The organism is Staphylococcus sp. FSL W8-0056 (genome assembly GCF_037963075.1).
GTDB classification, from domain to species: Bacteria; Bacillota; Bacilli; order Staphylococcales; family Staphylococcaceae; genus Staphylococcus; species Staphylococcus aureus.
In genome coordinates this window covers 2218844-2245622 of sequence record NZ_CP150142.1, presented here as the reverse complement: position 1 = coordinate 2245622, position 26779 = coordinate 2218844, and the positions used below count along the sequence as shown (strand labels likewise).

The 26779-nt window shown below is 30.5% G+C and carries 26 protein-coding genes and 2 pseudogenes; 21 read left to right on the top strand and 7 right to left on the bottom strand.

Annotated elements, in window-relative coordinates; all coding sequences use genetic code 11:
* Window positions 1-149: 149 nt before the first annotated feature.
* Entirely contained in the window at window positions 150-1016 is an 867-nt protein-coding gene (gene galU, locus NSS86_RS11465) for a UTP--glucose-1-phosphate uridylyltransferase GalU (RefSeq protein ID WP_000721336.1), read from the top strand.
* A gap of 210 nt (window positions 1017-1226) precedes the next feature.
* Here galU and sarU read toward each other — a convergent pair whose 3' ends face one another.
* Window positions 1227-1970: an HTH-type transcriptional regulator SarU gene (gene sarU, locus NSS86_RS11460; RefSeq protein ID WP_000386367.1), complete on the bottom strand. Its 744-nt coding sequence runs from the start codon at window positions 1968-1970 to the stop codon at window positions 1227-1229.
* Window positions 1971-2293: 323 nt separating this feature from the next.
* Here sarU and sarT point away from each other — a divergent pair, with 323 nt between their 5' ends.
* The 4 genes and pseudogenes from sarT (at window position 2294) to NSS86_RS11440 (ending at window position 8860) form a co-directional block, all read left to right on the top strand.
* Window positions 2294-2650, top strand: a complete 357-nt coding sequence (sarT, locus tag NSS86_RS11455; RefSeq protein ID WP_000998872.1) for an HTH-type transcriptional regulator SarT — start codon at window positions 2294-2296, stop codon at window positions 2648-2650.
* A 304-nt stretch (window positions 2651-2954) separates the two neighbouring features.
* Window positions 2955-7070 (top strand): E domain-containing protein, encoded by a 4116-nt coding sequence (locus NSS86_RS11450; RefSeq protein WP_339302254.1) that lies wholly within the window; start codon window positions 2955-2957, stop codon window positions 7068-7070.
* Between the two features lie 383 nt (window positions 7071-7453).
* Window positions 7454-8655 (top strand): annotated as a pseudogene (locus NSS86_RS11445) (MFS transporter).
* Window positions 8627-8860: a hypothetical protein gene (locus tag NSS86_RS11440; protein ID WP_001795286.1), complete on the top strand. Its 234-nt coding sequence runs from the start codon at window positions 8627-8629 to the stop codon at window positions 8858-8860. The pseudogene NSS86_RS11445 and the gene NSS86_RS11440 overlap by 29 nt, the downstream one beginning before the upstream one ends.
* A 107-nt stretch (window positions 8861-8967) precedes the next feature.
* On the opposite strand, the gene NSS86_RS11435 is transcribed toward NSS86_RS11440, so the two are convergent.
* From NSS86_RS11435 to NSS86_RS11425, 3 genes are all read right to left on the bottom strand, one after another.
* On the bottom strand, window positions 8968-9276 hold the full coding sequence (locus NSS86_RS11435; protein WP_000217714.1) for a hypothetical protein: 309 nt from the start codon (window positions 9274-9276) through the stop codon (window positions 8968-8970).
* 143 nt (window positions 9277-9419) lie between these two features.
* Window positions 9420-9686 carry a SaeRS system activator ScrA gene (scrA, locus tag NSS86_RS11430; RefSeq protein ID WP_000678764.1) on the bottom strand — a complete coding sequence of 89 codons (267 nt, stop codon included), beginning with the start codon at window positions 9684-9686 and terminating at the stop codon, window positions 9420-9422.
* 283 nt (window positions 9687-9969) lie between these two features.
* Window positions 9970-11778: a phospho-sugar mutase gene (locus tag NSS86_RS11425; RefSeq protein WP_001835549.1), complete on the bottom strand. Its 1809-nt coding sequence runs from the start codon at window positions 11776-11778 to the stop codon at window positions 9970-9972.
* Between the two features lie 131 nt (window positions 11779-11909).
* Here NSS86_RS11425 and NSS86_RS11420 point away from each other — a divergent pair, with 131 nt between their 5' ends.
* The 11 genes and pseudogenes from NSS86_RS11420 to NSS86_RS11370 all read left to right on the top strand — a co-directional run bounded on the left by NSS86_RS11420 (window position 11910) and on the right by NSS86_RS11370 (window position 22334).
* Complete coding sequence (locus NSS86_RS11420) at window positions 11910-12302, top strand: (deoxy)nucleoside triphosphate pyrophosphohydrolase (protein WP_000755946.1); 393 nt, start codon at window positions 11910-11912, stop codon at window positions 12300-12302.
* Window position 12303: 1 nt separating this feature from the next.
* On the top strand, window positions 12304-15165 hold the full coding sequence (locus NSS86_RS11415) for a DUF3427 domain-containing protein (protein ID WP_000088733.1): 2862 nt from the start codon (window positions 12304-12306) through the stop codon (window positions 15163-15165).
* 303 nt (window positions 15166-15468) lie between these two features.
* Window positions 15469-16245, top strand: coding sequence for a tandem-type lipoprotein (locus tag NSS86_RS11410; protein ID WP_000972657.1), 777 nt, complete (start codon window positions 15469-15471; stop codon window positions 16243-16245).
* Between the two features lie 111 nt (window positions 16246-16356).
* Entirely contained in the window at window positions 16357-17151 is a 795-nt protein-coding gene (locus NSS86_RS11405; protein ID WP_000972275.1) for a tandem-type lipoprotein, read from the top strand.
* Window positions 17152-17264: 113 nt separating this feature from the next.
* Complete coding sequence (locus NSS86_RS11400) at window positions 17265-18038, top strand: tandem-type lipoprotein (RefSeq protein ID WP_000581906.1); 774 nt, start codon at window positions 17265-17267, stop codon at window positions 18036-18038.
* 243 nt (window positions 18039-18281) lie between these two features.
* A complete protein-coding gene (locus tag NSS86_RS11395) occupies window positions 18282-19076 on the top strand; it encodes a tandem-type lipoprotein (RefSeq protein ID WP_000581871.1) in 795 nt (264 codons plus the stop codon).
* Window positions 19063-20388, top strand: a complete 1326-nt coding sequence (locus tag NSS86_RS11390) for a membrane protein (protein WP_001044255.1) — start codon at window positions 19063-19065, stop codon at window positions 20386-20388. The genes NSS86_RS11395 and NSS86_RS11390 overlap by 14 nt, the downstream gene beginning before the upstream one ends.
* On the top strand, window positions 20388-20714 hold the full coding sequence (locus NSS86_RS11385; protein WP_000495498.1) for a hypothetical protein: 327 nt from the start codon (window positions 20388-20390) through the stop codon (window positions 20712-20714). Before NSS86_RS11390 ends, NSS86_RS11385 begins: the two co-directional genes overlap by 1 nt.
* Window positions 20715-20716: 2 nt before the next feature.
* Window positions 20717-21004, top strand: a complete 288-nt coding sequence (locus NSS86_RS11380) for a hypothetical protein (RefSeq protein WP_000521959.1) — start codon at window positions 20717-20719, stop codon at window positions 21002-21004.
* A 316-nt stretch (window positions 21005-21320) separates the two neighbouring features.
* Window positions 21321-21428: pseudogene (locus NSS86_RS11375) on the top strand (Csa1 family protein); the annotation flags it as partial.
* A 111-nt stretch (window positions 21429-21539) separates the two neighbouring features.
* On the top strand, window positions 21540-22334 hold the full coding sequence (locus tag NSS86_RS11370; protein ID WP_000581894.1) for a tandem-type lipoprotein: 795 nt from the start codon (window positions 21540-21542) through the stop codon (window positions 22332-22334).
* A gap of 3 nt (window positions 22335-22337) precedes the next feature.
* Here NSS86_RS11370 and NSS86_RS11365 read toward each other — a convergent pair whose 3' ends face one another.
* Window positions 22338-22460 carry a hypothetical protein gene (locus NSS86_RS11365; protein WP_001790144.1) on the bottom strand — a complete coding sequence of 41 codons (123 nt, stop codon included), beginning with the start codon at window positions 22458-22460 and terminating at the stop codon, window positions 22338-22340.
* Between the two features lie 434 nt (window positions 22461-22894).
* Here NSS86_RS11365 and NSS86_RS11360 point away from each other — a divergent pair, with 434 nt between their 5' ends.
* Window positions 22895-23086, top strand: coding sequence for a hypothetical protein (locus tag NSS86_RS11360; RefSeq protein ID WP_001224379.1), 192 nt, complete (start codon window positions 22895-22897; stop codon window positions 23084-23086).
* 138 nt (window positions 23087-23224) lie between these two features.
* Here the strand turns inward: NSS86_RS11360 and NSS86_RS11355 are convergent, their stop codons facing one another.
* Together NSS86_RS11355 and NSS86_RS11350 are read right to left on the bottom strand one after the other, a co-directional pair.
* Window positions 23225-23410, bottom strand: coding sequence for a hypothetical protein (locus NSS86_RS11355; protein ID WP_001791851.1), 186 nt, complete (start codon window positions 23408-23410; stop codon window positions 23225-23227).
* Window positions 23346-23627 carry a single-stranded DNA-binding protein gene (locus NSS86_RS11350; RefSeq protein ID WP_000220938.1) on the bottom strand — a complete coding sequence of 94 codons (282 nt, stop codon included), beginning with the start codon at window positions 23625-23627 and terminating at the stop codon, window positions 23346-23348. Before NSS86_RS11350 ends, NSS86_RS11355 begins: the two co-directional genes overlap by 65 nt.
* 288 nt (window positions 23628-23915) lie before the next feature.
* Here NSS86_RS11350 and NSS86_RS11345 point away from each other — a divergent pair, with 288 nt between their 5' ends.
* From NSS86_RS11345 to NSS86_RS11330, 4 genes are all read left to right on the top strand, one after another.
* On the top strand, window positions 23916-24611 hold the full coding sequence (locus tag NSS86_RS11345; RefSeq protein ID WP_000217456.1) for an SDR family oxidoreductase: 696 nt from the start codon (window positions 23916-23918) through the stop codon (window positions 24609-24611).
* A gap of 249 nt (window positions 24612-24860) precedes the next feature.
* Window positions 24861-25283 carry a DUF1433 domain-containing protein gene (locus NSS86_RS11340; protein WP_001034758.1) on the top strand — a complete coding sequence of 141 codons (423 nt, stop codon included), beginning with the start codon at window positions 24861-24863 and terminating at the stop codon, window positions 25281-25283.
* A 266-nt stretch (window positions 25284-25549) separates the two neighbouring features.
* Window positions 25550-25960, top strand: a complete 411-nt coding sequence (locus NSS86_RS11335) for a DUF1433 domain-containing protein (protein WP_000038240.1) — start codon at window positions 25550-25552, stop codon at window positions 25958-25960.
* Between the two features lie 26 nt (window positions 25961-25986).
* A complete protein-coding gene (locus tag NSS86_RS11330) occupies window positions 25987-26406 on the top strand; it encodes a DUF1433 domain-containing protein (RefSeq protein WP_001034766.1) in 420 nt (139 codons plus the stop codon).
* Window positions 26407-26779: the final 373 nt, after the last annotated feature.

The window sequence follows — 26779 nt, the reverse complement described above, 5'->3', positions numbered from 1 at the left end:
ATTATATGAAGTAAACCTGTTTTTTTAAAATTAAATCAAATTTCCCAAGAAATAATTACATACTCAATGACACTATGAAGGCGTTCTAATTAGTGTTAAAATGACGTTGATACATAGATTTAATACTTAGGAAAAGGAGCACATTAACTTTGAAAAAAATAAAAAAGGCAATCATTCCCGCTGCTGGTTTAGGGACTAGATTTTTACCAGCAACTAAAGCGATGCCAAAGGAAATGCTTCCTATCTTAGATAAACCCACAATACAATATATCGTTGAAGAAGCTGCAAGAGCTGGAATTGAAGATATTATTATAGTGACAGGTCGCCACAAACGCGCGATTGAAGATCATTTTGATAGTCAAAAAGAATTAGAAATGGTGTTAAAAGAAAAAGGTAAATCTGAATTACTAGAAAAAGTTCAATACTCGACAGAACTTGCGAATATTTTTTATGTAAGACAGAAAGAACAAAAAGGTTTAGGGCATGCGATTAGTTCTGCGCGTCAATTTATCGGCAATGAACCATTTGCGGTATTATTAGGTGACGATATTGTTGAATCTGAAGTGCCAGCAGTGAAACAGTTGATTGACGTTTATGAAGAAACGGGGCACTCAGTTATAGGTGTCCAAGAAGTTCCGGAAGCAGATACTCATCGTTATGGAATTATTGATCCATTAACTAAAAATGGACGTCAGTATGAAGTGAAAAAGTTTGTTGAAAAGCCAGCACAAGGTACGGCACCATCAAACCTAGCTATTATGGGCCGATATGTATTAACGCCTGAAATTTTCGATTATTTAAAAACGCAAAAAGAAGGCGCAGGTAACGAAATTCAGTTAACAGATGCGATTGAGCGTATGAACAATGATAATCAAGTGTATGCATATGACTTCGAAGGCGAACGTTATGACGTTGGAGAAAAATTAGGATTTGTCAAAACAACAATAGAATATGCGTTGAAAGATGACAGTATGCGAGAAGAATTAACACGATTTATTAAAGCATTAGGTTTATAATATTAAAAGCATGATACTCAATAAAATTGGAACACGAAATGGTGAACTAAATTGAATGAGTGTCATGCTTAATTTATGTGTTGTGATATATAGTAGGGTATTGAAATAATATAAAAACAAAAGAAAGTTAATTATGTATTTTTATTTATACTAAATTGAGAAGTATTATGATTGCTTATTTATTTTATCAAGAGGTAAATCTGTTTAAATTTAAAAGAAAAATTTTCTTGGTTTGAGAATCTTGGAAGTATCTGTGAATATGCTTTTAATAGTGTTATATTGTATTTTATTTATTTTGATTAACACAATCCTTTCATCTGCAAGGGATCGTTCTTTGATTAGCATACCTTTATTATTTAATCTATTAACTGACCTAACAATTTGAGGATACATAAATCTAATACTTTCAAACAAATCTTTTAAATTTAGTATCTCATTTTTTCGAGATGATATTACATATAAGATAGATAAATCAAGAAATGTTAAATTAAATCGATATTTTAAAAAATCTTTTGAGTACATAATGTTCATAAAAAGTATAAAAAATTCTTTGCTATATTTTGGAGCCCATTGATATTTTATGTAGTCTCTTTCCTTATTAAATCCTTTAATTATTTTATCTAACTCATTAATAACACAAGCAATCTTTTTACGTTGTATTGGAGTAACTGAAACAAAAATACGGCGTTCATCTGCTTCGTTTCTAGACTTATTTATAAATCCTTTTTTAGATAGTGACTTAATGTTCTTTACAACATCAGATTGTTTGTAAAGTATGTCACCAATGATTTCTTTTAGTGAAATACTGTGTTCATTTTTGTAATAAAAATATGCTAATATCAACAATTCTTTTAATGATAATTTATATTGTTGCTTTAACTCTTGAGTGAGAAAAAATATGTACGCTTCTACATTTATGAATTTATTGACCTTTTCGAAAGTTTGATAGTCCACCTTACATTCTCCTACTATTTTCTGATGTCCCAATACTTTATATTATTTAAAGTAATATAAAAGCAATCTCTTTTGAAGACATGTTAAACTAAATATTTTTATATATAATATATATAAAATATAAATAACTAAAAATAACGGAATAACAAATGACAAATTCATTTATTATCCAAAAACAAAAACAATTGAACAAAATCAAAATATAGTGTTATGATTCATTTGTGTTTATAGCTAGCACCACAAACTAAATATATTTGGAGTTATTACTAGTTAAAGACAAATATTATTTGACGTGACAATTAAAAGTAAGGGATGAAGACTTGATGAATGATTTGAAAAGCAAGAGCAATATTAAATTAATGAAAAGAGTATTAACTACATATGAGCTGCGTAAATATTTAAAAAAATATTTTTGTCTTACATTAGATAATTATTTAGTATTAGCATATTTAGATGTATTTAAAAATGATGAAGGTAAATATTTTATGAGAGACATTATAAGTTATATCGGTATAGACCAATCTAGAATTGTTAAAAGCGTAAAAGAATTATCAAAAAAGGGTTACTTGAATAAATGTAGAGACCCACATGATAGTAGAAATGTAATCATTGTTGTTTCTGTAAAACAACACAATTATATTAAAAATCTTTTGAGTGAAATAAATATTAATGAAACATAAAGTATGTTTCGAGATTTTAATATCTTGGTGCAGTTAAATGTATTTTTAAATGCGTTAAGGTATTTTTTATTTTAGAAATTCAATGCTATTGAGTTGATGGGTTTTTCCAACAGATAAGAATGAATTATTCATTGAAAACTAAAAATAATATTTTTAGTTGTAGATTGTTTTAAGTGTGTCAATATATAAAATAATTTTATAAAGATAAGTGTTATATTCCATTGTGCAACTCCTATTGTATTTGTAAAATTACATGTAAATTCACTGTAAGTAAAGTGGAAAATATGGAAAAAGGAGTATGCAAATGAGAGATAAGAAAGGACCGGTAAATAAAAGAGTAGATTTTCTATCAAATAAATTGAATAAATATTCAATAAGAAAATTTACAGTTGGAACAGCATCTATTTTAATTGGCTCACTAATGTATTTGGGAACTCAACAAGAAGCAGAAGCAGCTGAAAACAATATTGAGAATCCAACTACATTAAAAGATAATGTCCAATCAAAAGAAGTGAAGATTGAAGAAGTAACAAACAAAGACACTGCACCACAAGGTGTAGAAGCTAAATCTGAAGTAACTTCAAACAAAGACACAATCGAACATGAAGCATCAGTAAAAGCTGAAGATATATCAAAAAAGGAGGATACACCAAAAGAAGTAGCTAATGTTGCTGAAGTTCAGCCGAAATCGTCAGTCACTCATAACGCAGAGGCACCTAAGGTTAGAAAAGCTCGTTCTGTTGATGAAGGCTCTTTTGATATTACAAGAGATTCTAAAAATGTAGTTGAATCTACCCCAATTACAATTCAAGGTAAAGAACATTTTGAAGGTTACGGAAGTGTTGATATACAAAAAAACCCAACAGATTTAGGGGTATCAGAGGTAACCAGGTTTAATGTTGGTAATGAAAGTAATGGTTTGATAGGAGCTTTACAATTAAAAAATAAAATAGATTTTAGTAAGGATTTCAATTTTAAAGTTAGAGTGGCAAATAACCATCAATCAAATACCACAGGTGCTGATGGTTGGGGGTTCTTATTTAGTAAAGGAAATGCAGAAGAATATTTAACTAATGGTGGAATCCTTGGGGATAAAGGTCTGGTAAATTCAGGCGGATTTAAAATTGATACTGGATACATTTATACAAGTTCCATGGACAAAACTGAAAAGCAAGCTGGACAAGGTTATAGAGGATACGGAGCTTTTGTGAAAAATGACAGTTCTGGTAATTCACAAATGGTTGGAGAAAATATTGATAAATCAAAAACTAATTTTTTAAACTATGCGGACAATTCAACTAATACATCAGATGGAAAGTTTCATGGGCAACGTTTAAATGATGTCATCTTAACTTATGTTGCTTCAACTGGTAAAATGAGAGCAGAATATGCTGGTAAAACTTGGGAGACTTCAATAACAGATTTAGGTTTATCTAAAAATCAGGCATATAATTTCTTAATTACATCTAGTCAAAGATGGGGCCTTAATCAAGGGATAAATGCAAATGGCTGGATGAGAACTGACTTGAAAGGTTCAGAGTTTACTTTTACACCAGAAGCGCCAAAAACAATAACAGAATTAGAAAAAAAAGTTGAAGAGATTCCATTCAAGAAAGAACGTAAATTTAATCCGGATTTAGCACCAGGGACAGAAAAAGTAACAAGAGAAGGACAAAAAGGTGAGAAGACAATAACAACACCAACACTAAAAAATCCATTAACTGGAGAAATTATTAGTAAAGGTGAATCGAAAGAAGAGATCACAAAAGATCCGATTAATGAATTAACAGAATACGGACCAGAAACGATAGCACCAGGTCATCGAGACGAATTTGATCCGAAGTTACCAACAGGAGAGAAAGAAGAAGTTCCAGGTAAACCAGGAATTAAGAATCCAGAAACAGGAGACGTAGTTAGACCACCGGTCGATAGTGTAACAAAATATGGACCTGTAAAAGGAGACTCGATTGTAGAAAAAGAAGAAATTCCATTCGAGAAAGAACGTAAATTTAATCCTGATTTAGCACCAGGAACAGAAAAAGTAACAAGAGAAGGACAAAAAGGTGAGAAGACAATAACGACACCAACACTAAAAAATCCATTAACTGGAGAAATTATTAGTAAAGGTGAATCGAAAGAAGAGATCACAAAAGATCCGATTAATGAATTAACAGAATACGGACCTGAAACAATAGCGCCAGGTCATCGAGACGAATTTGATCCGAAGTTACCAACAGGAGAGAAAGAAGAAGTTCCAGGTAAACCAGGAATTAAGAATCCAGAAACAGGAGACGTAGTTAGACCGCCGGTCGATAGCGTAACAAAATATGGACCTGTAAAAGGAGACTCGATTGTAGAAAAAGAAGAGATTCCATTCGAGAAAGAACGTAAATTTAATCCTGATTTAGCACCAGGGACAGAAAAAGTAACAAGAGAAGGACAAAAAGGTGAGAAGACAATAACGACACCGACACTAAAAAATCCATTAACTGGAGAAATTATTAGTAAAGGTGAATCGAAAGAAGAGATCACAAAAGATCCGATTAATGAATTAACAGAATACGGACCAGAAACGATAGCACCAGGTCATCGAGACGAATTTGATCCGAAGTTACCAACAGGAGAGAAAGAAGAAGTTCCAGGTAAACCAGGAATTAAGAATCCAGAAACAGGAGACGTAGTTAGACCACCGGTCGATAGTGTAACAAAATATGGACCTGTAAAAGGAGACTCGATTGTAGAAAAAGAAGAAATTCCATTCGAGAAAGAACGTAAATTTAATCCTGATTTAGCACCAGGAACAGAAAAAGTAACAAGAGAAGGACAAAAAGGTGAGGAGACAATAACGACACCAACACTAAAAAATCCATTAACTGGAGAAATTATTAGTAAAGGTGAATCGAAAGAAGAGATCACAAAAGATCCGATTAATGAATTAACAGAATACGGACCTGAAACAATAGCGCCAGGTCATCGAGACGAATTTGATCCGAAGTTACCAACAGGAGAGAAAGAAGAAGTTCCAGGTAAACCAGGAATTAAGAATCCAGAAACAGGAGACGTAGTTAGACCACCGGTCGATAGCGTAACAAAATATGGACCTGTAAAAGGAGACTCGATTGTAGAAAAAGAAGAGATTCCATTCAAGAAAGAACGTAAATTTAATCCGGATTTAGCACCAGGGACAGAAAAAGTAACAAGAGAAGGACAAAAAGGTGAGAAGACAATAACGACGCCAACACTAAAAAATCCATTAACTGGAGAAATTATTAGTAAAGGTGAATCGAAAGAAGAAATCACAAAAGATCCGATTAATGAATTAACAGAATACGGACCAGAAACGATAACACCAGGTCATCGAGACGAATTTGATCCGAAGTTACCAACAGGAGAGAAAGAGGAAGTTCCAGGTAAACCAGGAATTAAGAATCCAGAAACAGGAGATGTAGTTAGACCACCGGTCGATAGCGTAACAAAATATGGACCTGTAAAAGGAGACTCGATTGTAGAAAAAGAAGAAATTCCATTCGAGAAAGAACGTAAATTTAATCCTGATTTAGCACCAGGGACAGAAAAAGTAACAAGAGAAGGACAAAAAGGTGAGAAGACAATAACGACGCCAACACTAAAAAATCCATTAACTGGAGAAATTATTAGTAAAGGTGAATCGAAAGAAGAAATCACAAAAGATCCGATTAATGAATTAACAGAATTCGGTGGCGAGAAAATACCGCAAGGTCATAAAGATATCTTTGATCCAAACTTACCAACAGATCAAACGGAAAAAGTACCAGGTAAACCAGGAATCAAGAATCCAGACACAGGAAAAGTGATCGAAGAGCCAGTGGATGATGTGATTAAACACGGACCAAAAACGGGTACACCAGAAACAAAAACAGTAGAGATACCGTTTGAAACAAAACGTGAGTTTAATCCAAAATTACAACCTGGTGAAGAGCGAGTGAAACAAGAAGGACAACCAGGAAGTAAGACAATCACAACACCAATCACAGTGAACCCATTAACAGGTGAAAAAGTTGGCGAGGGTCAACCAACAGAAGAGATCACAAAACAACCAGTAGATAAGATTGTAGAGTTCGGTGGAGAGAAACCAAAAGATCCAAAAGGACCTGAAAACCCAGAGAAGCCGAGCAGACCAACTCATCCAAGTGGCCCAGTAAATCCTAACAATCCAGGATTATCGAAAGACAGAGCAAAACCAAATGGCCCAGTTCATTCAATGGATAAAAATGATAAAGTTAAAAAATCTAAAATTGCTAAAGAATCAGTAGCTAATCAAGAGAAAAAACGAGCAGAATTACCAAAAACAGGTTTAGAAAGCACGCAAAAAGGTTTGATCTTTAGTAGTATAATTGGAATTGCTGGATTAATGTTATTGGCTCGTAGAAGAAAGAATTAAAATAATTCATAATTTAAATAATAGTTGATTTGCATTCACTATATTTAGTTTGTTAAAAACAACCTAGAATATGATGAGAATGATATACACCCCAAAAGTTGGATTGAAACACCTAACTTTAAGGGGTGTATTTTTGTTATAAATTTGATTTTTTGATAATATTTTCATATTTAATATAATCATAATTAGTAGAATATAACCTCTGAGTAGTCATTTTGGGGGGTATGTATGGTGTTTCAAGTAGTATGTATATTTCGAAATAATTGATATTTAACTGACTTAATTTTATTAGAATTAATTGCGCTTTGGATAAAGAGAGTTTAGAAGAAGGTCTAAAAAAGGCTGGTGGATGCATTCAATTATTTTTATGAGAGGTGATAAATATGTTGTACTTAGAAGTTTTGAAAAATAGAAACTTTACATATTTATTGATTGGTAATTTCTTACGTCGGAGTTGCTTTGTGCTGTTTTCGTTACAAATAATTTGGTTTACTGTTGAATTGACAAACCAATCATCTTTAAAATTATCAATGATGGTTATGAGTCAAACACTTCCATTTATTATATTTGGTATTTTCGGTGGCGCATATTCTGATAAACATAATAAAAAGAAAATACTTTATCTATCTGATCTTATACTAAGTTTGATTATAATAATTATTCCTTTACTTGCAATAACATCAAATTTAAATTATCTGACGCTTCTAACCATATCTACAGCTATCACCATTATTAACTGCTATACGGATCCTGCGTTTAGGGCAATTCTTCCTGAAATTATTGATGAGGAGCATTTAGCAACAAGTAATGCGTTAATCGATAGTTTGCAAAGAGGCTCAAATATTATTTTACCTGCTTTAATTGGTGTCATTGTAATACTAGTTGGTAATGTTGGCGTCTTTTTTATTTGCAGTATATTGCTATTTTTAGGATTTATTTTTAATGCACTTTTAAAATATACAAATAACAACATGATTGATAGACACTCAAAAGAAGATTTTTCTGAAACTTGGGAATTCTTGAAACAATCTAAAGAAATTCCATTTATCATAATCATCCAATTTGCCTGCATATTGATTAATACTGGCCTTTGGCGTGTTGCATTACCATTGTTTATTTCCAATATATTAAAAGAGGGCATTGGTGTATATGGACTAGCTACATCATGTTTAGGTATAGCATCTTTATTAATGTCATTGATTATGGGTTTACTATCAGAAAAACGATTAATCTTTAAATTTAGTATTGGTGTTTTAGTTTGGGGGATTGGCTTATCGATAATTAATGTGTTTCCAAGTGTGGCGATACTATATATAGGTGCAACATTAGTGGGACTTGGACAATCTATAGAGGGACTAACAAGATCAGTTGCCATTCAAATAAAAACGCCAAATCATTTGATGGGGAAAGTATTTAGTATCTCATCTACATCGAATTACGCAGCGGATACATTATCTTAGGACTGATAAGTTTAATTATACCTTTACTAAGCTTAAGTAATATATTTATATCAGGAGGTGCAATTATTTCAATGCTTAGCTTAGCTGGGTTAAAGTTTGTTAAGAAGTCTATGCAAACAAAATAGAATTTTAATCAATGCTATTAAGGTGGGAATTGAAATGAAATATAAAATTAGTTTGGCTTATAATTTAGCAATTATAATAGGGTCGCTAATTATATTATGTATACTAATATCTAGAGGTTATGATATATATGTAATCTTGATTCCAATTTTGACTATTTTAGCTAGTTTAATCAATTTAATTTGTGATATTAAAAAGCATAAATGATTCTATATTAATGCAACTTTGTATTCGTACAAGGTTGTATTTTTTTCGCAAACAATTACTTAATGACAGCGCATCAATAAATCTAACCAACACACTATCGCAAACATTTATGGATATTTTGTGATTTTATAAAAGCAAACGTAGAATAATGCGATAAGTAATAATGCTATCGTTAAAAATAAGAATGACAATGCAATAAAATCATATTCAAAGCATAGAATTGAAGACATTAAAAATACTGCACTCAAACTGATACATAGCGTAAATATATATGCAATTTGGTTCTTGTGTTTATCTGCAATGGTCGTTTGATTTATATAAGAAATTAGTGTGAAATCTTTAGTTATTGCGACATAAATGCCTAATATAACCATACTTATGCAGAATACGATACTAAATACGATGTTGACGGTCATTGTTGCACCTTCCTGATAGAATATAATGTACTGTCTTTTAGTAATGAATGCGTATCTTATATATGTATGTTTCTAAAAAACAGTACGTTTTTATCAATTTTTAATTTATTAGTTGAATGAATGGGGTTATGAAAAAGGAAGTTTTAATCTTTTGTCATGAAATAAATGGGATGAATATCACGACTAGAAGTAATGTTACGAACAGGAGCGTATAAATCTAGAGACGCTAAATTCGACATAGTATGTTGCTCAATTATGGCTGATGATGAGTTTAAAGTATGTGCGTTGGAACTGTCGGATTTTTGTTCATAATGTTTTGCATATTGTGCCATGATGAATAGTGTAAAAATAAATAAAACAATAAGAGATATAATGCCCATAATCAAAAGTATTTGTTTAGAGCCTTTCATTATTTCACATCCTTTCTAAAATATATTTGTAACTAAATTTAAAATAGTTATTTTTGTAATTCTAAACCTTTTTCATCGCGAAAACAATTAAATAGGTCGCGGTATTAATTATTATATTATTACCGCTTAATATGAAAAATACATGAAAATTAATTTTCTAATATACTTTTGAAAAATTATTACAAATTAGCCCCTTCAAAACGCGAAAACATAAGGATTCTAGTTTCAAAAGGGCTGATAAGTATAAAATGAAATGTAATATTTCGATGTATAAAATTTTTAATTAGCTAAAAATCATCGCATTAATTTTTTGAGCTACATCATCAAAATCCGGACATTTTAACGACACATATAATTTAATTTTAGGTTCAGTACCAGAAGGACGTAAAGCGATAAATCCTTCGTCAAATAAGACACGAATAACATTTGATTTAGAAGAATTAATCTGTGACGTTGTATCTTTATCCAAATGATAAACCTCGCTAGTTAAATAATCTTCAATTGCTTTCACTTTCAGTCCTTGAATCTCTTGCGGTGGATTTGAACGGAAATGTGTCATAATTGATTCAATTTTTTTCTTACCTTCTAATCCTTCTAGCGTATGCGAGAATAATGTATCCTCATGTCTACCAACAGTTTGATAAATCTGTTCTAATTCATCTTTCAATGTTTTGCCATATAATTTTAACTCAGAAGCGTATTTTATAATGAGTGGCACAATTTGTACGGCATCTTTATCACGTACAAAAGGCTCTGATAGAAAACCGTAACTCTCTTCAAATGCGAAAATCATATTTTGATGATCATCCAGTTGTCTTATTTCCTGAGCAATAAATTTAAAGCCCGTCAGTACCTCTTTGTATTTAACATTATTATAGCGTGCTAATGACTTTGTTAACTCACTACTTACAATAGATTGAATCATTAAGCGGTGACGTAATTGAGACGTTTGTTGAATACGATAATTAAGTAACAGCGCACCAATTTGGTTGCCATTAAAATATGTGATATGACCATGTGCATCACGTTCAGCAATACCAAGTCGATCTGCATCTGGGTCAGTTGATATTAATAAGTCTGCATGACTTTTATTTGCAAGTTCGACTGCTTGATCAAAAGCGCGATGATCTTCAGGATTAGCACTTTGAACTGAACTAAAATTCGGATCAGGTTTACATTGTGCATCTACAAGATTAAATTGATTGAAATTCAAAGATTTTAATAACTCAGGTACAATTGGAACACTTGTACCATGCAAACTAGTGAACACAACTTGTAAATCAGATTTAGGAATATAGCCAATCATATTTTGAATGTGTTTCATATAGTCATCAGTTACAGATTTCGGAAAAGGTTTGATATAAGATGTATTTTGTTTTGAAATAGGTATATCAATCTGTAATGGATCGCCAACTTCTTCGATATAACGACTTGCAAGCTCAGATGCATCAGTCGATAATTGCGCGCCATCAGAACCATATACTTTAATGCCGTTATAGTCTTTCGGATTATGACTTGCTGTAATCATAATGCCGGCAGTAGTATTAAGATTGCGAACCGCGAACGATAATTCCGGTGTCGTTTTATATGTATCAGGTAAATAAACTGTTATTTGATGGTTTGCTAATACATTAGCAATAATTTGGGCGAATTCAGTTGAAAGATGTCTAATATCATAATGAATGACTATTGTTGGACTGTTTGTTTGGGCATTTAAATAACGCGCTAAACCTAATGCCAATTTTTCAATAGTAAACTTATTAAGTCGACCTTCACCAAGACCGAATTTTCCGCGTATACCCGCAGTACCAAATGTTAATTTACTTTCAAAACCTTCTCGCTGTTCAATGTCAGATTGCTGCTCATAAAAATGTTTAACTAAACTATCATTAGCTCTTTCTATCCATAATTCTTTATCCATTGTTGCTAAACATCCTTTCAAAATCTCAGTTAGACTTAATAAAACATGAAAACTAAAGCCCTTACATTTATGTAATGAATTATAAAGAAATACGCCCCAAAAGTAAAAAAACACAGCCCCAAGACAATACTTTTCACAAGTATTATATAATAGATGTGTATGAAAATGCATGGAGTAGATGTAAGAGTGATATATCATGCAGGAAATTGTAAAATATTAATTTTTAATATTGATTTATATATAGTTTTGTAATTTTTGATAGAATAACAATTAAGATGATTTTAAATTGAAGGGTGAGTCTTATGAAAAAAGTAATCAATGTAGTAGGAGCTATTATTTTTTCTGATAACAAAATTCTTTGTGCACAGAGAAGTGAAGAAATGAGTCTACCTTTAATGTGGGAATTTCCTGGCGGTAAGATTGAAAAGAATGAAACTGAAAAAGAAGCTTTGATTAGAGAAATTAGAGAAGAAATGAAATGTGATCTAATTGTTGGAGACAAAGTCATAACTACAGAACATGAATATGATTTTGGCATTGTTAAGTTAACAACATACAAATGTACTTTAAACAAAGAGTTACCAACTTTAACTGAACATAAGAGTATTGAATGGTTGTCAATAAACGAACTTGATAAATTAAATTGGGCCCCAGCGGATATACCAGCCGTTAATAAAATTATGACTGAGGGATAATATGAGTAGATTACTAAATGATTTCAATCAATCTTTAAAAAAAGGTTTTATAGACAAAGATATTTCTCATAAAGGGAATTATACACCGAAGCTTTTAGTAAATAATAAAAATGAAAAAGTCCTTTCAACAATTATAGATGAACTTCAAAAATGTGAAACGTTCTATTTTTCTGTAGCTTTTATAACAGAAAGCGGATTAGCCAGCTTAAAGGCTCAACTATTAGATTTAAGCAATAAGGGTGTTAAAGGGAAAATATTAACATCTAATTACTTAGGATTTAATAGTCCTAAAATGTATGGAGAATTACTTAAATTAAAAAATGTAGAGGTAAGATTAACTGATATTGCTGGATTCCATGCCAAAGGATATATTTTTGAACATAAGGATTATAGTTCTATGGTAATAGGAAGCTCTAATTTAACATCTAATGCGTTAAAGGTTAATTATGAGCATAATGTTTTACTGTCTACTATGAAAAATGGTGATTTAGTTGATAGTGTAAAAAATGAATTTGAATTGTTATGGCAAAAGAGTACCCCACTGACTGAGCAATGGATTAATTCATATAAAGAATCATTTGAGTACCGTTCCTTAGAAAAATTAGCGGAGGTTGAACAAACTCAAATGCTGCTAGCTGATAAGGTGAAAAAATCAGTGGAAATTGTACCCAATTTAATGCAAGCAGAAGCATTAAGGTCATTAAAAGCTATTAGGGATAAAACCAAAGATAAGGCGTTAATAATATCTGCAACTGGTACAGGTAAAACGATTTTATGTGCATTAGATGTTAGAGAAGTAAACCCTAATAAATTTTTATTTATTGTTCATAATGAGGGGATTTTAAATAGAGCTAAGGAAGAATTTAAAAAAGTATTACCTATAAAAAATGATAGTGATTTTGGATTGTTGACAGGAAAACATAGAGATGTCGATGCCAAATATTTATTTGCAACCATTCAAACATTATCTAGAGATGATAATTTTAAGCAATTTGATGAAAATGAATTTGATTATATTGTTTTTGATGAAGCACATCGTTCTGCTGCATCTACTTATCAACGAGTATTTAACTACTTCAAACCTAAGTTCATGCTGGGAATGACTGCTACACCAGAAAGATCAGATGAATTAAGTATATTTGAACTGTTTGATTATAATATTGCATATGAAATAAGGTTACAAGCAGCGTTAGAAAGTGATATTTTATGTCCATTTCATTATTTTGGTGTGACTGATTATGTACATCAAGGTATTAAAGAAGATGATGTAACTAAACTGAGATATTTAACTTCTGATGAAAGAGTTAATTATATTATTCAAAAGACAGATTACTATGGATATTCAGGTGAAATTTTACAAGGATTAATTTTTGTGAGTAGCAAAAAAGAAGCTTATGATTTAGCGGATAAACTAAGTTCAAAAGGGATTAAAAGTGTTGCTTTAACAGGAGATGATAGTGTTAATTATCGCCAAATTGTAATAGAAAAATTAAAAGAAGGTAAGATTAACTATATTATAACTGTAGATCTTTTTAACGAAGGTATTGATATTCCAGAAGTCAATCAAGTTGTAATGTTGAGACCAACAGAGTCTAGTATTATATTCATTCAGCAACTTGGTAGAGGATTAAGAAAAAGTGCAAATAAAGAGTATGTTACTGTAATTGATTTTATTGGTAATTATAAGACCAATTATTTAATTCCGATTGCGCTTTCTGGGGATCAATCGCAAAATAAAGATAATTATAAGAAGTTTTTAACGAATAACGATTCGATTAATGGAGTATCTACAATTAATTTTGAAGAAGTTGCTAAAAAACAGATTTACAATTCATTGGATGCAGTATCATTGAATCAAAATAAATTAATATTAAAAGCTTATGAAGAAGTTGAAAATAGATTGGGACACATGCCGTTACTAATGGATTTTATACAACAACATTCTATAGATCCAAGCGTTATATTTTCTAAATTTAGTAATTATTACGAATTTTTATTAAGGTATAAAAAAATAGATGCTTTATTGACGGAAAATGAATCTAAAAATCTGGTTTTCTTTTCAAGACAAATAGCACCTGGATTGAAAAGAATCGATAGTTTAGTTTTAGAAGAACTTTTAAAAAATGAATTAACATATGATGAATTAAAAAATAAAATGTTGAACGAAGTTAAGGATATAACAGAAGATGATATAGATACTTCATTAAGAATTTTAGATTTTTCATTTTACAACGCAGGAATTGAAAAAATCTATGGAAGTCCCATTATAGAATGTAATGAAAGAATGATAAGACTAAGCGATGCATTTACTAATGCTCTAAGTAATCAAACATTTAAAATATTTTTAGAAGATCTTATTGAATTATCAAAGTATAACAATGAAAAATACCAAAAAGGTAAAAATGGACTGATTTTATATAATAAATATTCAAGAGAAGATTTTAGCAAAATATTTAATTGGAATAAAAATGGTTCGTCTGTAATCATGGGATACATGATAAGAAGCCAAGAAATGCCAATATTTATCACTTATGATAAGCATGAGGATATAAGTGATAGTACAAAATATGAAGATGAATTTTTAAGTCAAGATGAATTAAAATGGTTTACTAAATCTAATAGAACGCTAAAATCAAAAGAAGTTCAGAAAATTTTGTCCCATAGAGCAAAAGGAATTAAAATGTATATTTTTGTACAGAAAAAAGATGATGATGGTATATATTTTTATTATTTAGGAACTGCTGGATATATAGAAGGTTCAGAGAAGCAAGATAAAATGCCGAATGGTTCAAACGTAGTAACGATGGATTTAGCACTCGATAAAGCTGTAAGAGATGATATATATCGCTATATAACAAATTAATGTAAACCGAAAAATGAATGTTAGTAAAGATGTATTTAAACATCAATTGTAATAAGTAAAGACATTGAAGTTTCAGTGTTATTATTTTAAATATAAGCGCAATTTATCTTAATTAATTAGTTGGTTAGGCCAATAAAAATTATAAAGATATTTGCGCTTTTTAAATAATTTGTGATGTTGATATGTGAAAAATACAACTAACAATTAAAATCCACGAGGATTTAATCATAAAATTTCCTCTAGTATTATTAATATTGGAATTTGAACTTAACTTTGCATCAAAAATAAAAATGGGGATGTGAAATGATGATTCATTCAAGAAAGTTGAGGCTTTGGCTGTATTTAGTATTATTAGCTGTTTTTATAGGCGCTTGCGGAATGAAAAAGGAAGAAAGCAGTAAGGATAAACAAATTAAAGAAAACTTCAACAAAACGTTGAGCTTATATCCAACTAAAAATCTTGAAGACTTTTATGATAAAGAAGGTTTTCGAGATGAAGAGTTTGAAAAAGGAGATAAAGGGACTTGGATAATTCACTCTAAAATGACAATAGAAACAAATGGAAAGAATATGGAATCCAGAGGCTTGGTCCTGTATGTAGACCGCAATACCAGAACGACAAAAGGTGAATTTATTGTGAGAGAATTATGGGAAGATAAAAAAGGATACTCACGTAGTAAAGAAAAAGAATATCCAGTGAAAATGGAACATAATAAAATTATCCCAACTAAACCGATAGCTGATGATAAATTAAGAAAAGAAATTGAAGACTTTAAGTTTTTTGTACAATACGGTGACTTTAAAGATATTAATGATTATAAAGATGGTGACATTTCATATAATCCTAATGTTCCAAGTTATTCCGCAAAATATCAATTGAGTAACAATGACTACAATGTGAAGCAACTTAGAAAGAGGTATGATATACCAACTAAGAAAGCTCCGAAACTATTGTTAAAAGGTGATGGTGATTTAAAAGGATCATCTATAGGACACAAAAATTTAGAGTTTATATTTATAGAAAATAAAGAAGAAAACATCTATTTTACGGATAGTATTAATTTCAAACCTACTGAATAGGGTTAATAGAAGTTTGAAATGAAAATTTCATAAAGTGTTCAAAATAATTTTTCGCTTTAGTTGTGTAAATTAAAGATTGAGTCAGTATTAAAAATATAAGGTGGAGAAATGATGATGCATTCAAAGAAATTAATGCTCGGTATATGTTTGGTATTACTCATTATATTGATTGTAGGTTATGTCATTATGACAAAAATAAATAGTCGAAGCGCCCAAATTAAAGACACATTTAATCAAACATTAAAATTATATCCAACCAAAAATCTTGAAGACTTTTATGATAAGGAAGGCTTTCGAGATCAAGAATTTGATAAAAGAGATAAAGGGACTTGGATTATTAATTCTGGAATGAACATCCAATTAAAAGGGGGAGCCTTAAAATCCAGAGAGATGATACTTTACATCAATCGTAACACTAGAACAACGAAAGGATATTTTATAGTAGGGGAGATAACTAAAGATAAAAAGGGATATACACATGATAAAGATAAAAAATATCCTGTCAAGATGGAACATAATCAAATTATCCCAACAAAACCTATAAAAGACGAGAAGTTAAAAAAAGAAATTGAAAACTTCAAGTTTTTTGTACAATATGGCAACTTTAAAGATTTTAAAGATTATAAAAATGGGGATATTTCATACAATCCAAACGTACCAAGTTATTCGGCAAAATATCATTTAAGTAATGATGATTATAATATCCAACAATTAAGAAAAAGATATGATATACCGACTAAAAAAGCACCAGAACTATTGTTGAAAGGTGATGGCGATTTAAAAGGTTCATCCATAGGCTCTAAAGACTTAGAATTTACCTTTGTACAAAATAAAAGAGAGAATATCTATTTTACAGATTCGGTTGAATTTACTCCAAGCGAGGATACAAGTTATGAGTCAAACTAAATAGGGTTAATAGAAGTTTGGATTGAAAATTTCATAAAGTGTTAAAAAATTTTTCGCTTTAAATGTATAAATTAAAGATTGAGTCAGTATTAAAAATATAAGGTGGAGAAATGATGATTCATTCAAAAAGGTTAAAATTGTGTCTATGCCTGATAATACTATCTGTTTTTATAGGCGCTTGCGGAATGAAAAAAGAAGAAAGTAGTAAAGATAAACAAATTAAAGAAAACTTCAACAAAACGTTGAGCCTGTATCCAACTAAAAATCTTGAAGACTTTTATGATAAGGAAGGCTTTCGAGATCAAGAGTTTGAAAAGGGCGACAAAGGCAATTGGATTGTTGATTCTGAGATGGTAATTGAGCTGAAGGATAAAAAAATGGAATCTAGAAGTATGGTGCTCTATATAAATCGTAATACTAGAACAACGAAAGGTAATTTTATTGTTAGAGAATTGTGGGAAGATAGTAAAGGGTATGCACAAAGTAAAGATACAAAATATCCAGTGAAAATGGAACATAATCGAATTATCCCAACGAAACCGATAGCTGATGATAAATTAAGAAAAGAAATAGAAAACTTTAAATTCTTTGTACAATACGGTGACTTTAAAGATATTAATGATTATAAAGATGGTGACATTTCATATAATCCTAATGTTCCAAGTTATTCCGCAAAATATCAATTGAAAAACGATGATTACAATGTGAAGCAACTTCGAAAAAGATATAATATTCCAACCAACAAAGCTCCGAAACTATTATTGAAAGGTGATGGTGATTTAAAAGGTTCATCAATAGGATCAAAAAATCTAGAATTTACCTTTGTAGAAAATAAAGAAGAGAACATTTATTTTTCTGATAGTATTAATTTCAAACCTACTGAATAGGGTTAATAGAAGTTTGGAATGAAAATTCCATAAAGCACTAGGTAAAAGATTATAACGATAACTCTTAAAATTAATAATAAATCACAGAAACTTTATCTTTTGATTTAATTGTTTTATAATTCTGATAAGAAGATTTAAAATACAAAATAATTACAATTAAATTCATTTGTTCAAAACAATTTTTCGCTTTAGTTGTAAATATTAAAAACTGAGTCAGAATTATAAATATAAGGTGGAGAAATGATGATTCATTCAAAAAAATTAACGCTCGGTATATGTTTGGTATTACTCATTATATTGATTGGAGGTTGTATCATTATGACAAAAATAAATAGTCGAAATGCCCAAATTAAAGACACATTTAATCAAACATTAAATGTGTATCCAACCAAGAATCTTGATGATTTTTACGATAAGGAAGGCTTTCGAGATCAAGAATTTGATAAAAGAGATAAAGGGACTTGGATTATTAATTCTGGAATGTACATCCAATTAAAAGGAGGAGCCTTAAAATCCAGAGCGATGGTACTTTACATCAATCGTAACACTAGAACAGCTAAGGGATATTTTTTAATAAGTGAGACAACAGAAGACAAAAAAGGATACGTTCATAATAAAGATAAAAAATACCCTGTCAAGATGGAACGTAATCGAATAATTCCAACGAAGCCCATAACGGACGAGAAGTTAAAAAAAGAGATTGAAAACTTTAAGTTCTTTGTACAATATGGGAATTTTAAAGATTTTAAAGATTATAAAGATGGGGATATTTCATACAATCCTAACGTACCAAGTTATTCCGCAAAGTATCAATTGAATAATGATGATTATAATGTCCAACAATTAAGAAAACGATATGATATATCAACCAAAAGGGCACCTGAATTAAAATTGAGAGGATCTGGCGATTTAAAAGGCTCATCCGTAGGTTCTAAAGAACTAGAATTTAACTTTGTAAGAAATAAAGAGGAAAATGTGTATTTTTCTGATGGTATTAATTTCAAACCTACTGAGGAAATGAATCATGAACAAAACTAAATATCAAATAAATTCTGACAATATAAAGAGTAACTCTGAAGAAACAAGCGCAATATCTAGTATAAGTTATGAAATAGAAAACGCAAATAATAACGATTTAAATAATGCAAGTATTCAAACGCAAATAGAAATATTAAAATCACAAAATAGTTTCCCTAAAAATCTTTCATATCTTAAAAGTTATACGGACCCCAAAACAGGTACGACTACAAGCGCCTTTTTAAATAAAGACACTGGCAAAGTTACTTTAGGTATGACAGGTACTAATGTACACAAAGACGCAATATTAAAACAAACATTTGGTGTTCCTTCTTATCAAGGATATATAGATGCGAGTGAAACGCTAAAGGATATTGGGGCCGATGTCAATATTGGCCTTCATTCCGTCACAGATAAAGATCCACATTATAAAAATACCCAAGACTTTATCAAAAATATCAAAAAAGACTATGATATTGATATTATTACCGGACATTCGCTGGGCGGTAGAGATGCGATGATTTTAGGTATGAGTAATGATATTAAACATATCGTTGTGTATAATCCAGCTCCATTAGCGATCAAAGATGTGAGCGGCCTTTATGCCGATCAAGAAGAACTTAAAAAATTGATTGAAAAGTACGATGGTCACATTGTAAGATTTGTGTCTGATGAAGACGAATTAGATGCAGGTGTCCGCAATCATTTATATGAAACTGCTGGAGAAAAAATAGTACTTAAAAATGGAGAAGGCCATGCAATGAGTGGTATTTTAATGAGCAGAACACAGGCTATAATCTTAGCTGAATTAAACAAAGTTAAAGGCTACCAAGACGAAAATAATAAAGCATTAAAATCCGTTCGTAAACAAACGAGGCATAGATTACATAAAGTAGAGACGTTAAGAGCGAATTGGATTCAAACAACGGGTGGATCACTCTCTTCCTCCCAACAACAATTATTAGAAGCTTTAACAGCACTAACCATTGCCGAAGGCTTAAATCAATTAGTGAATGAAGAAAGCCAACATTTGAAAAAAATGTATCACGCGATGGCACATAAATTTGGAGACAACTGGAAAAAAGCGCAAGAAGTTGGAAATGAAATTGGTGAAAAATTAACCTCTGAAGAGGTTATAGATGAATTAAGAAAAGGTGGCGCGTATGAAAGTAAACTTGAAACAGATCCCAAAAGAAAAATTGATGATAAGATAAAGAAATTAAATGATGTTTATAAAAATTGTAATGGCTATATCGCAAAAATTAAACAGAGTATCGAAGCAATTGTTTCTAATGACCAAATGTTAGCGAGCCAGATTGATGGGATGATGTAATGTTTACTACGTATAAAAATATTAATGAACTTGAAAATGCCTATGATGAAGAAAGAAAACAATTGAATGATGCATTCAATCAAATTGATGAATTAAGACATCAAACACGCAAGAAATGTGAACAAATGTATGATCATTTCTTATATCTCAAACATAAAATGAATTATAGTGAAGACGCTATGATCAGGATGACACGTATTATAGAATCTTTCGATAGAGAAACGAATCAACGTATCCGACATCACGAAATGAAATTAGAAGATTATAAAGATGAGTTAAGAAGAGAATATCTAAAACAATCTGACAGAATTGAAGGAGATGAATAAGCGTGGGACTTGATTTTAGTGGTTTACCAGATTTAGCAGTATTGGAACAAATGAAGGAAAAAGAACAGATTAGTGAGGTTATTGCGCCTGAACATGTTCGTATGCATCATGATCATCAAAATAAGCTGAAAAGTGATGAGAAAATATTACTTGACCAAATGGTAAGTCATTTCAAAAACTTTGAAGATGATTTTAAAAATGCGGCACAAGGGGCTTGGGTGAAAAATGCCACAGACGAATTAAAAGATATTAGTAATGATTTAGAAAAAATTCAAGATATTAAAGTATAAAAAGGTATTAAGAAACACAATAAGTATATAATCCATTTAATAATAAATAAATTATATAGTTCATAATCTCGACTATAAGTGGCTATTAGCCATTATTTTTCGGGATCTATGTCAAATCGGACTAATGAATTCAATAATGGAAGTTAAGCAACCAATCTTTGTTTAACTTCTTTTTTATTTTTTGGAAAATAAAGTTTTGAACATAATAAAATTTGATTATGTTTTAACGAATTTTGATGTTTCTTGAACTATATATCATCTAGTCGTCATTTACAATTGGTAAATATGACTTCAAACTGTATGAAGGTGATGGCGATTAAAAGGCTCATCCGTAGGTTCTAAAGAACTAGAATTTAACTTTATAAGAAATAAAGAAGAAAATGTGTATTTTTCTGATAGTATTAATTTCAAACCTACTGAATAGGGTTAATAGAAGTTTGAAATAAAAATTTCATAAAGTGTTCAAAATAATTTTTCGCTTTAGTTGTATAAATTAAAGATTGAGTCAATATTAAAAATATAAGGTGGAGAAATGATGATTCATTCAAAGAAATTAACGCTCGGTATATGCTTGGTATTACTCATTATATTGATTGTAGGTTATGTCATTATGACAAAAACAAATGGTCGAAACGCCCAAATTAAAGACACATTTAATCAAACATTAAAATTATATCCAACCAAAAATCTCGATGATTTTTACGATAAAGAAGGCTTTCGAGATCAAGAATTTAAAAAGGGTGATAAAGGTACTTGGATAGTTAATTCTGAAATGGTAATCGAGCCAAAAGGTAAGGATATGGAAACGAGAGGAATGGTGCTCTATATCAATCGCAATACTAGAACCACAAAAGGGTATTATTTTATAAGTGAAATGACAGATGACAGTAACGGCAGACCAAAGGATGATGAAAAAAGGTATCCGGTAAAAATGGAACATAATAAAATCATACCAACGAAGCCACTACCGAATGACAAGTTAAGAAAAGAAATCGAAAACTTTAAATTCTTTGTACAATACGGTGACTTTAAAGATATTAATGATTATAAAGATGGTGACATTTCATATAATCCTAATGTTCCAAGTTATTCCGCAAAATATCAATTGAAAAACGATGACTACAATGTGAAGCAACTTCGAAAAAGATATAATATTCCAACCAACAAAGCTCCGAAATTATTAATAAAAGGTGATGGTGATTTAAAAGGCTCATCTGTAGGGTCAAAAAATCTAGAATTTACCTTTGTAGAAAATAAAGAAGAAAACATTTATTTTACAGATTCTGTACAATATACTTCAAGTGAGGATACAAGTTATGAGTCAAACTGAATATCAAATAAAACCTGGTAATATAACAAGTAACTCTGAAGAAACAAGTTCGATATCTAAAGTGAGCTGTGAAATATAGGTAGCCATTTCAAAAAATTTAAAGGTGAATTTGATAATGTAGCTCAAGGAGATTGGGTTAAAAAGGCGAAGAATGAACTGGATGATATTAGTAAGAAATTAAAAAATATTCAAAGAACGGAAGTTTAATATTCTAGCCGATTCCTGAAACTAAGACAGCATGCGTTCATTCATGCCATTATTAATATAAGCACCGCAACAAAAAAGCTTCTAATGTGATACAGGAACCTCATATTCCGTATCATGTTAGAAGCTTTTAATGTCTAAAGAACATCTACATTTTATCATATTTTCTGACTTATTAAACTTTTATATAATTAACTATTTCTTAATTTTCCAAAATAGTGATAAATTTGTGAAATACATCACAAACCTCTTTATTTATTTGGAAATTCATGTAATATTAGACTTGTAAGAAGTTAATAAATAGAGAGAGACGAGAGAGTTTATATAAATAATATATAAACATTGGAGTGATGATTATGAGAAAAGAGATTGAAGCGCTTATTTTCTCAGACGTAAGTAGCTATGATATTTACGTGAACACTGGTGTAAATCAAGGATTAATTGGTGACATCAAAGATGGTTACCTAACTATTGATTCTATGCCTTACATTGATGCTGAGCGTTTGTATCACTTTGCTATGGAACGTAAATCGTTAGTCACTAACTAGTTCTTATTGCCAATGATTACTACCCCTAGTCGGCGGCAATTGAAGTGTGATTGATGTAACTTGCCCTCGTTGGTGAGCAATTGAGGGCAGATCCCTTTAATTAAGTAAACCCTAACTCCCCACAAATCTGGAACGATACTAAAAGCCACGTCCTATATTGGATGTGGCTTTAGTCATACTTATATTATTTTTAAAACGATTACCTACAAGATTTACATATAAAATTCTATCATGTCTGCTATATATAAACGAAATGATATTAGAATCCTTCATTTTCAACTTGTTTAAAATTACGTTTAATGCCGTTATAAGAATATACAACATTATATAATTTTACTTGGGCGTCATGGACACTTGAGAAGGGCATTCTTACATCGTCCATATTTTTAACTTCGTGTCGAAATGCTTTTTCAGCTTTTTGTCTTTCTGCAAGAGACATACTTAGCCATTCTTCTTTGCTAAATAAATCTTCGAATCGAAAATCAAATGCGGTTCTTTTACTTTCTGCTCTTAATGCTAAAACACGCTCATGATATGTCACGTTTAATTCCTCCCTCTAATCATTCAATCGAATGATAAATCACAGTATTAACTTTAGTACTAATATAATGTTTTTACAATAAAGAAGTGACGATTTTTCAACATTTTTAAAAATAAAAAATATAAGCAACGATTAATTGTATATTTCGAATGGCTTGTAATGTAATTTATCTATGAAAATGAAGCGAGTTATTATGACCGTTATATGAATTGTGATACGCTTTTTAAAAGTAATATGTATTTATGATTTACCCTGAAAAAATAAAAAGAATCAAAGGAGTCGATCATTATGACAGTATTAACAGATAAAATAGCAGTAGTTACAGGTGCAGGTAGTGGTATTGGAGAAGCAATTGCAACATTACTACATGAAGAAGGGGCGAAAGTTGTCTTAGCCGGTAGAAATAAAGATAAACTACAAAATGTGGCGAATCAATTAGCTCAAGATAGTGTGAAGGTAGTGCCAACAGATGTAACGAATAAAGAAGAAGTCGATGAATTGATGAAAATTGCACAACAAACATTCGGTGGTTTGGATATTGTTATCAATAGTGCGGGACAAATGTTATCGTCTAAGATTACTGATTATCAAGTAGATGAGTGGGATAGTATGATTGATGTGAATATCAAAGGCACTTTATATACGGCACAGGCTGCATTACCAACTATGTTAGAACAATCAAGTGGACATCTTATTAACATTGCATCTATTTCTGGCTTTGAAGTAACGAAAAGTAGTACGATTTATAGTGCGACGAAAGCAGCAGTTCACACTATTACTCAAGGATTAGAAAAAGAGTTGGCAAAGACAGGCGTTAAAGTAACAAGCATTTCTCCAGGAATGGTAGATACAGCAATAACAGCCGCATATAATCCAAGTGATCGTAAAAAGCTTGATCCACAAGATATTGCAGAAGCGGTATTGTATGCATTAACACAACCAAAGCATGTTAACGTGAATGAAATTACAGTGCGTCCTGTATAAAAAGGTGTTTGAGGTGTGGGAGATAGACATTTAATGTAATAGCTATCGATTTTGTTAATGTTAGTAAGGCAATAATGACATGAGGGCATAATAGGCAATTATTCCTTGTACAATTCTCAGTAATTGGTGATTTTAACAATCAAGTTAATGAAGGCGACGATGTTAGTGTTATGGTTTATAATCTATAATGTTCGTAATTACAGATTACAAAAAAATTTCATTTTCCACCACATTTTAGGAGTTACTTTAATGAACAAAAAACATGTTTTTATAATTATTGGTGTCATTTTATGTATATGTATAGTTGCATCAGTCATTTATTTAAAAGTGAAATATGACGAAAAAGAAAAACAAAAAGCAATATACTATAAAGAACAACAGGAGCGTATTACACTCTATCTTAATCATAATACTAAAGAACCCAATACCATCAAAACTGTACATTTCACAAGTTTAAAAAGAGGACCTATGGGCGATGCAGTAATTGAAGGTTACATAAATGAAAATAAAGAAGATGATTTTGTTGCATATGGGTCTCCAGAACATAATTATCAATTTGGTGGAAGTTTAATCAAAAGTAAAAATTTAAGCACGTTATTAAAACCAGTACATCAAACCAAATCACCTGATGAGATAAAAAAGGAATTAGAGTCTAAAAAGAACGACCGCTAAAACTATGCGGCCGTTTTAATTTTGTTTTCAAGTTAATCATACTTACATATAAAAATGAAAAGTTGAATTTTTAGTACAATTTCCACTGTATTTATCTGTTAACCACTTTATACCCGCAATATTTCGTTGATCTTATATAAACACTTTTGGCTGCTTTTCCTTGACCTAGATTAAAATTATAGATTTTCTTTGTAAGAGTGTGTTTTGTAGTATCATAAATATGTAAACTGTATAAAATTCCACCACATTTTAGGAGCTGGTGATAGATGTCGAAAAAGAAAATTTTAATATTAACTAGTATTATGTTAATCATATTAATTAGTGTTGCAAGTATCTATTTTAAAATGAAATATGACGAAAAAGAAAAACAAAAATCAATTTATTATAAAGAACAACAAGCGCGCATTACACTTTATCTTAAGCATAATACTATAGAACCGAACACAATCAAATCTGTACATTTCACAAAATTGGAAACAAGTCCTATGGGAAGTGCTGTGATTGAAGGTTACATAAATGAAAATAAAGAAGATGATTTTGTTGCCTATGCATCACCTGAAAATAACTTTCAATTTGTAGGTGATTTAATTAAAAGTGAAAGATTAAGTGAGTTACTAAAACCAGCGCATCAATTAAAATCACCAGATGATATAAAAAAAGAACTAAATAAAAAGTAGAGTCACTAAAGTTAGGAGTTACTTTAATGAACAAAAAACATGTTTTTGTAATTATTGGTGTCATTTTATGTATATGTATAGTTGCATCAGTCATTTATTTAAAAGTGAAATATGACGAAAAAGAAAAACAAAAAGCAATATACTATAAAGAACAACAGGAGCGTATTACACTCTATCTCCAGCATAATACCAAAGAACCCAATACCATCAAATCTGTGCATTTCACAAGTTTAAAAAGAGGACCCATGGGCGATGCCGTAATTGAAGGCTACATCAATGAAAACAAAAAAGATAATTTTACTGCTTATGCTACACCAGAACATAATTATCAGTTTGGTGGTGCTATGATAGAAAGTGAAAGATTAAGTGAGTTACTAAAACCAGCGCATCAATTAAAATCACCTGACGAAATCAAAGAAGAATTAGACAAAAAAGAAGGCCACTAGGGTCTTCTTTATTTTTGATTTAATCTTCCAATAATCTATGTCATTGCTATCGAAGGTGTTTCGCAATTAATATCAATCACTTCATCATCACCAATACTTCCCCAGTTTTGTACAGTACATTAACACAAGCGAACCCCATTAATGTAAATGAAATAATAGTTTAGCCATTATAAAAACATTATATACCGAATAACAATGGCGATGACGTGATTTATTGACATTATCAAATTTTCTCAAATGTGTGTGATTTTTTATAAAAAAGGGTAGAGCAAGGTATAATATCCTTTCAATCTGTTTTCATATTTTATATATTTTTTAAATATAAGCGCTAAATGTTTTAACTAAAGCATAGATTGACAAGATGTTATACAGA

Coding starts and splice junctions, on each gene's coding strand:
- sarT (WP_000998872.1), top strand. CDS start 2,294: ATGAATGATTTGAAAAGCAAGAGCAATATTAAATTAATGAAAAGAGTA.
- NSS86_RS11450 (WP_339302254.1), top strand. CDS start 2,955: ATGAGAGATAAGAAAGGACCGGTAAATAAAAGAGTAGATTTTCTATCA.
- NSS86_RS11435 (WP_000217714.1), bottom strand. CDS start 9,276: ATGACCGTCAACATCGTATTTAGTATCGTATTCTGCATAAGTATGGTT.
- scrA (WP_000678764.1), bottom strand. CDS start 9,686: ATGAAAGGCTCTAAACAAATACTTTTGATTATGGGCATTATATCTCTT.
- NSS86_RS11425 (WP_001835549.1), bottom strand. CDS start 11,778: ATGCATTTTCATACACATCTATTATATAATACTTGTGAAAAGTATTGT.
- NSS86_RS11420 (WP_000755946.1), top strand. CDS start 11,910: ATGAAAAAAGTAATCAATGTAGTAGGAGCTATTATTTTTTCTGATAAC.
- NSS86_RS11415 (WP_000088733.1), top strand. CDS start 12,304: ATGAGTAGATTACTAAATGATTTCAATCAATCTTTAAAAAAAGGTTTT.
- NSS86_RS11410 (WP_000972657.1), top strand. CDS start 15,469: ATGATGATTCATTCAAGAAAGTTGAGGCTTTGGCTGTATTTAGTATTA.
- NSS86_RS11405 (WP_000972275.1), top strand. CDS start 16,357: ATGATGCATTCAAAGAAATTAATGCTCGGTATATGTTTGGTATTACTC.
- NSS86_RS11400 (WP_000581906.1), top strand. CDS start 17,265: ATGATTCATTCAAAAAGGTTAAAATTGTGTCTATGCCTGATAATACTA.
- NSS86_RS11395 (WP_000581871.1), top strand. CDS start 18,282: ATGATTCATTCAAAAAAATTAACGCTCGGTATATGTTTGGTATTACTC.
- NSS86_RS11390 (WP_001044255.1), top strand. CDS start 19,063: ATGAACAAAACTAAATATCAAATAAATTCTGACAATATAAAGAGTAAC.
- NSS86_RS11385 (WP_000495498.1), top strand. CDS start 20,388: ATGTTTACTACGTATAAAAATATTAATGAACTTGAAAATGCCTATGAT.
- NSS86_RS11370 (WP_000581894.1), top strand. CDS start 21,540: ATGATTCATTCAAAGAAATTAACGCTCGGTATATGCTTGGTATTACTC.
- NSS86_RS11360 (WP_001224379.1), top strand. CDS start 22,895: ATGAGAAAAGAGATTGAAGCGCTTATTTTCTCAGACGTAAGTAGCTAT.
- NSS86_RS11355 (WP_001791851.1), bottom strand. CDS start 23,410: ATGTTGTATATTCTTATAACGGCATTAAACGTAATTTTAAACAAGTTG.
- NSS86_RS11345 (WP_000217456.1), top strand. CDS start 23,916: ATGACAGTATTAACAGATAAAATAGCAGTAGTTACAGGTGCAGGTAGT.
- NSS86_RS11340 (WP_001034758.1), top strand. CDS start 24,861: ATGAACAAAAAACATGTTTTTATAATTATTGGTGTCATTTTATGTATA.
- NSS86_RS11335 (WP_000038240.1), top strand. CDS start 25,550: ATGTCGAAAAAGAAAATTTTAATATTAACTAGTATTATGTTAATCATA.
- NSS86_RS11330 (WP_001034766.1), top strand. CDS start 25,987: ATGAACAAAAAACATGTTTTTGTAATTATTGGTGTCATTTTATGTATA.